Raw genomic sequence first — 4,227 nt, 5'->3', positions numbered from 1 at the left:
CGCCCGGTGCACCCGTACGCGCTCCGTGGCGCCCCGTCCGCCTCACTCGACGTCCTCCCGGATCCGCTGGGCGCCGCGCAGCCGCGCGGGGGCCGCGCGCCGGTTCTCGGCGATCTCCTCCTCGGTGGGGAGTTCGGCACCGCGCGTGAGCAGCTTGAGCCGGGGCTGGTAGCGCTCGGGGACGACCGGCAGGCCGGGCGGCGCGGTGGTGGCGGCGCCCGCCGCGAACACCTGCTTGACCAGCCGGTCCTCCAGGGAGTGGTACGACAGCACGGCGATCCGCCCGTCCACGTCGAGGGCCTTCACGGCGGCCGGGATCGCCCGCTCCAGCACCGAGAGTTCGCCGTTGACCTCGATCCGCAGGGCCTGGAAGGTGCGCTTGGCCGGGTTGCCGCCGGTGCGCTTGGCGGCCTGCGGCAGCGCGTCCCGGATCAGCTCCACCAGGCGCGCGCTGCGCGTGAACGGCTCCTTCTCGCGCTCGCGCACGATCGCGGCCACGATCCGCTTGGCCTGCTTCTCCTCGCCGTAGGCGCGCAGGATGCGGACGAGTTCGCCGGGCGGGTAGGTGTTGAGGACCTCGGCGGCGCTGACGCCGGCCGTCTGGTCCATGCGCATGTCGAGCGGGGCGTCCTGGGCGTAGGCGAAGCCGCGGTCGGCCTCGTCGAGCTGCATGGAGGACACCCCGAGGTCGAACAGGACCCCCTGGACGCGCGGGACGCCGAGCCGGGCGAGGACGTCGGGGAGTTCGTCGTAGACGGCGTGCACCAGGGTGGCCCGCTCGCCGAAGGGGGCGAGCCGCTCACCGGACAGACGCAGGGCCTCCTTGTCGCGGTCCAGGGCGACGAGCCGCGCCTCGGGGAACCGCCGGAGCAGGGCCTCGCTGTGGCCGCCGAGGCCGAGGGTGCAGTCGACGACCACCGCTCCGGGCCGCTCCAGGGCGGGTGCCAGCAGGTCCAGGCACCGCTGGAGCATCACCGGGACGTGTCGACTCTGACTCAAGGGGCCCTCTCAGGTCCGGCGCGGCCACGACGCACCGCCGGGTTCCCGCCCTCCCCCCGAAGGGGCGGCCGGCCGGCGCCGGAAGCGTCAGCCGGCCGGGAACGGAAGGAGGCCGAGCCGTACGTACGCGCCGCGCGCGCGGGCAGATCCCGCGTTCTCGCCGGGATCTCCGGGAAAAACAGTGCAGCGGATGGTCTCGCCTCCCGCTTCGCGTCACTTTAGTCCACGGTGTCGCCCGGTCAATCAACCGGCCTGCGCGTCGCGACCGCCCTGCGGGGCAGGGCTCGGGCCGGGCGAAACCACTCGTGGGAGAGGGTTCACACCACCCTTGTGGGTTACCTCACACCTAAGGTCGATGGCGTTCTTTGTCCCCTCTCACAGCAGGCCCGATCCCCGGGTGGCCAGTACCGTCATGAGTATGACGACTTCTGCATCGGTTCCCGCAGGCTCCGGAAGCGCCACCGTCGGCCACGGCACGGTCACCGACCGCTTGATCGACGCCAACCAGCAGTACGCCTCCGCGTTCACCGATCCCGGGATGGACGCCCGGCCGGTGCTGCACGTCGCCGTGGTGGCCTGCATGGACGCCCGGCTCGACCTGCACGCCGCGCTCGGCCTCGAGCTGGGCGACTGCCACACCATCCGCAACGCGGGCGGCGTCGTCACCGACGACGTGATCCGCTCGCTGACCATCAGCCAGCGGGCGCTCGGCACCCGCAGCGTGGTCCTCATCCACCACACCGGCTGCGGCCTGGAGGCGCTCACCGAGGAGTTCCGGCACGACCTGGAGATGGAGGTCGGGCAGCGCCCCGCCTGGGCCGTGGAGGCCTTCCGGGACGTCGACCAGGACGTGCGCCAGTCGATGCAGCGCGTGCGCACCTCGCCGTTCCTGCTCCACACCGACGACGTGCGCGGCTTCGTGTTCGACGTGAAGACCGGCCTGCTGCGCGAGATCGACCCCGCCTGATCCGGCCGTCCGCCCCGACGATCACCCGAACTCCGGCTTCCGCAAAGGTCTCAGGGCCCGACATATCGCCGCCGGTTGTCCACAGGCGAGTGACACGAATCGGTAACGGCGGCAAGAATGCGGGAGTGGTGCCACGCGGAACTTTTCCCGCGTGGTGTCCGTGATTCGGGGTGGGCCGGTCCGCGCGGCGAAGCGTCGGGCCGGGACATTTGGGGAACCCCGCTTCTTTCCGAAGCGCGGGGAAAGGCCTAGGAGGGCCGGGTGACGACCTATGACGATCGTGCGAGCCATGGGGGCGCCCCCGACCGAGCGTACGCGAGGGTGGGGGACGACCTGACCTCCGTGGTCGAGCGCGTGCGGGCTTCGGTGGAAGGCGTGATCGAGGGCAAGCCCGAGGTCGTACAGCTCTCGCTGACCGTACTGCTCGCCGAGGGACACCTGCTCATCGAGGACGTCCCGGGGGTCGGCAAGACGATGCTGGCCAAGGCACTGGCGCGGTCCATCGACTGCTCGGTGCGGCGGATCCAGTTCACGCCGGACCTGCTGCCCTCGGACATCACCGGTGTGTCCATCTGGGACCAGCAGCGCCGGGACTTCGAGTTCAAGCCGGGCGCCATCTTCGCGCAGGTGGTGATCGGCGACGAGATCAACCGCGCGTCGCCGAAGACGCAGTCCGCGCTCCTGGAGTCGATGGAGGAGCGCCAGGTCACCATCGACGGCAAGACCTACGAGCTGCCCAGCCCCTTCATGGTGGTGGCGACGCAGAACCCGGTCGAGATGGAGGGCACCTACCCGCTGCCGGAGGCCCAGCGCGACCGTTTCATGGCCCGCGTCTCGGTCGGCTACCCGAGCGCGGAGGCCGAGCTGCAGATGCTGGACGTGCACGGCGGCGTCTCCCCGCTGGAGGACCTCCAGCCGGTGGCCCACGCGCACGAGATCGTGAAGCTGATCGAGGCGGTGCGCGGCGTCCACGTCGCCGAACCGGTGCGCCGGTACGCGGTGGAGCTGGTCTCCGCCACCCGCACGCATCCCGACCTCAGACTCGGCGCCTCCCCGCGCGCGACGCTGCACCTGCTGCGCGCGGCGAAGGCGGCCGCGGCCCTGAACGGCCGGGAGTACGCGCTGCCCGACGACGTGCAGGCGCTCGCCGTGGCCGTGCTCGCCCACCGGCTGCTGCCCACCGCGCAGGCCCAGCTCAACCGCCGTACCGCGGAGCAGGTGGTCCAGGAGATCCTGCAGCGCACCCCGGTGCCCGCGTCGGCCCCGCAGCAGAGCGGCTTCGGCCTGGGCCGCGGCGGCCCGGGCTACGGCCAGCAGCCGCCCCGGAGGCTGTGATGACCGGCGCGGGCGCCGTCCACGCGGAGGGCGAGGAGGGCGGCGGGGGCGGTGTCCGGACGGCCCTGTCCGGACTGACCACCCGCGGGCGCTCCTTCCTGGCCGCCGGTGTGGCCGCAGCGATCTGCGCGTACGTACTGGGCCAGAGCGACCTGCTGCGGGTCGGGTTACTGCTGGCGGTGCTGCCGCTGGTGTGCGCGGCCGTGCTGTACCGCACCCGCTACCGGGTCGCCGGCAGCCGCCGCCTCTCCCCCGGACGGGTCCCGGCCGGCTCCGAGGCGCGGGTGCACCTGCGGATGGACAACGTCTCGCGGCTGCCCACGGGCCTGCTGATGCTCCAGGACCGGGTGCCGTACGTGCTCGGTCCGCGTCCGCGGTTCGTGCTGGACCGGATGGAGGCGGGCGGCCGCCGCGAGGTGTCCTACCGGGTCCGTTCCGATCTGCGCGGCCGCTATCCGCTGGGGCCGCTGCAGCTGCGCCTGTCCGACCCGTTCGGGATGTGCGAGCTGACCCGGTCCTTCTCCACGTACGACACCCTGACGGTGATACCGCGCGTGGAGCCGCTGCCGCCGGTGCGGCTGGGCGGTGAGGCGAAGGGGTACGGCGACGGGCGGCAGCGTTCGCTGGCGCTGGCCGGTGAGGACGACGTGATCCCGCGCGGATACCGCTACGGCGACGATCTGCGCCGTGTGCACTGGCGCTCCACCGCGCGCTACGGCGAGCTGATGGTGCGCCGCGAGGAGCAGCCGCAGCGCGCGCGGTGCACGGTGCTGCTGGACACCCGCGCCGTCGCCTACGAGGGGGCCGGCCCGGCCTCGGCGTTCGAGTGGGCGGTGTCGGGCGCGGCCTCCGTGCTGGTGCACATGCTGGAGCGCGGCTTCTCGGTGCGGCTGCTGACCGACACCGGCACCGCGGTGCCCGGCGGG

At 72.8% G+C, this 4,227-nt stretch carries 4 protein-coding genes; 3 read left to right on the top strand and 1 reads right to left on the bottom strand.

Features of this window, described 5'->3' with window-relative positions:
• Nucleotides 1-42: 42 nt before the first annotated feature.
• Complete coding sequence (gene rsmH / locus B7L92_RS34965; RefSeq protein WP_004989218.1) at nt 43-999, bottom strand: 16S rRNA (cytosine(1402)-N(4))-methyltransferase RsmH; 957 nt, start codon at nt 997-999, stop codon at nt 43-45.
• A gap of 418 nt (nt 1,000-1,417) precedes the next feature.
• Here rsmH and B7L92_RS34960 point away from each other — a divergent pair, with 418 nt between their 5' ends.
• From B7L92_RS34960 to B7L92_RS34950, 3 genes are all read left to right on the top strand, one after another.
• Nucleotides 1,418-1,966: a beta-class carbonic anhydrase gene (locus B7L92_RS34960; protein ID WP_081241242.1), complete on the top strand. Its 549-nt coding sequence runs from the start codon at nt 1,418-1,420 to the stop codon at nt 1,964-1,966.
• 261 nt (nt 1,967-2,227) lie between these two features.
• Entirely contained in the window at nt 2,228-3,301 is a 1,074-nt protein-coding gene (locus B7L92_RS34955) for an AAA family ATPase (RefSeq protein WP_438364047.1), read from the top strand.
• Nucleotides 3,301-4,227, top strand: a 927-nt coding sequence (locus B7L92_RS34950) for a DUF58 domain-containing protein (RefSeq protein WP_081241243.1), incomplete at its 3' end; no start/stop codon positions are given. The genes B7L92_RS34955 and B7L92_RS34950, both read left to right, overlap by 1 nt.

The sequence above is a fragment of the Streptomyces viridosporus genome (assembly GCF_002078235.1).
Lineage (GTDB): Bacteria > Actinomycetota > Actinomycetes > Streptomycetales > Streptomycetaceae > Streptomyces > Streptomyces viridosporus.
This window is presented reverse-complemented; position numbering and strand designations above follow the sequence as displayed.

Bases quoted from the DNA above. Each gene is read 5' to 3' on its own strand.
- B7L92_RS34960 (WP_081241242.1), top strand. From the start codon at position 1,418: ATGACGACTTCTGCATCGGTTCCCGCAGGCTCCGGAAGCGCCACCGTC.